Here is a 1,617-nt window from a genome sequence, read left to right as displayed (position 1 = left end):
TGGCTCGGCACCGAGTACGCCTGGGGCGGCGGCGACGTCAACGGACCCACCCACGGCATCAGCGACGGCGGCGGTGCCGGCGACGCGCACGGTGACCCGAACAAGACCGGCTTCGACTGCTCCGGCCTGACCCTTTACGCCGTCTACCAGGCATCGGGCGGCCAGATCACGTTGCCGCACTTCACCGGCGACCACTCCAATCCGGGACAGCTCTACGACCCCCGGGGGCAGGACATTCCGCTCGACCAGAAGCAGCCCGGTGACCTGATCTTCTTCGGCGCAGGCGGAAACACCCACCACGTCGGCATCTACCACGGCCAGCAAAACGGTCAAGACATGCTCCTGAACGCACCCCAATCCGGCGACGTCGTCTCCATCCAACCCCTCTCCAACTGGGCCGGCGAAGAAATGTACGTCCGCCGATTCGGCGAAATCCCACCTGAAGAAAGGCCGTAACCATGCCCACCGGCAAGGAGATCGACATGCACAACACCGATACCGACACCGCAGCTCTCGTCGACGTGCGCGGGGAACGCCTTGCGTGCCTGATACACCGCGCCGCGGTCTTGAGTGAGCACCACGCGAACATCAAGAGGGTGAATCCGTTCCGCAGCAGACACTCAGCGGAACAGCTTCGGGACAGCTGGCTCACCAGCACCGCAGTCCGCACTCCCCTCGACATACTCGACCGCTACGGACACCCGTGGGAAGCCGACGAAGCTCGTGCTCTCTGCGAAACAGACGCCGAATCCCTGGCGGCGACCTTCGCCGCCGCTCTCCTCTGGAGCCGGTCCCACACCACGCACCCGAATTGGGTCCCCACCGCGGCCGCGACGACGAGTGATCCGAAAGGAACGTTGTGATGAGAACTGTTACCGAGACTGGCAACGGTCCGAGATTCGTCGCAGCAGTTGCCTCTGTCCTTGCTCTGCGATGACGGGCTTCCCGGCCGCATGGAGATTGGCGAATCCGATTCGGGCACGCAGTCTTTCGAACATTTCTTGTCGTACCCCATAGGTAGTGTGGACCGAAAGCCGTTGGCCGTGAATCGATATGAGAGATCGGAAGTGCGATGACAACGAAGGTCCGGACACGTAGTCGAGTCGGATTGGTCACCGCGGCACTGGTGGTGATGACAGCGGTTGCCGGGTGCGGCGGCTCCGACGGTGCTGATCACGATCACGGCCACGAACCGATGGATTCCGGTGGGCCGACGAGCGTGTTGACGACCCCACCTCCACCGGCACTGCCGGACCGCTTCGCCGCGGTCGATCAGAATGATCCGGAGTCGGTGATGGTTGCTGCTGCGCAGGCCCTGTTCAGTTACACGCCGGCGACGGACCCGAGCCAGGCCGCGGGAGCGGAGCGGGCAGCGCCGCTGCTCGATGAACGGTTCTACGCCGAGAACAAGCCCGCGTTCACCGTGCTCGCACCGATCACAGGCAGGCAGTGGGATCGGTGGGCGAGCGAGAACGCCGTGGTGACGGCCCGCGCCGCAGTAACCAGCGACGATCACCCTGCCGACGCACCGGCGAAGGTCTCGCGAGTGGTCGCGGTGACCCAGACCGCCACCGCGCCCAGCGGGGCCGTTCTCGATGAATCCACGTTGGCGGTCTA

General features: G+C 64.7%; 3 protein-coding genes. All 3 read left to right on the top strand.

Annotation, left to right across the window (positions count from 1 at the left end):
- Positions 1–456, top strand: a 456-nt coding sequence (locus MLGJGCBP_RS19490) for a C40 family peptidase (RefSeq protein ID WP_201453129.1), incomplete at its 5' end; no start/stop codon positions are given.
- Between the two features lie 26 nt (positions 457–482).
- Positions 483–863: a hypothetical protein gene (locus tag MLGJGCBP_RS19485; RefSeq protein WP_160097630.1), complete on the top strand. Its 381-nt coding sequence runs from the start codon at positions 483–485 to the stop codon at positions 861–863.
- A 209-nt stretch (positions 864–1,072) separates the two neighbouring features.
- The coding region (locus MLGJGCBP_RS19480) for a hypothetical protein (RefSeq protein WP_236581211.1) at positions 1,073–1,617 on the top strand (545 nt) is incomplete at its 3' end.

This window comes from Rhodococcus sp. T7 (genome assembly GCF_009872365.1).
In the GTDB taxonomy this organism is placed as follows: domain Bacteria; phylum Actinomycetota; class Actinomycetes; order Mycobacteriales; family Mycobacteriaceae; genus Rhodococcus_F.
The sequence above is the reverse complement of the archived record's forward strand: the minus strand, read 5'-3'. Positions and strand labels throughout refer to the sequence as shown.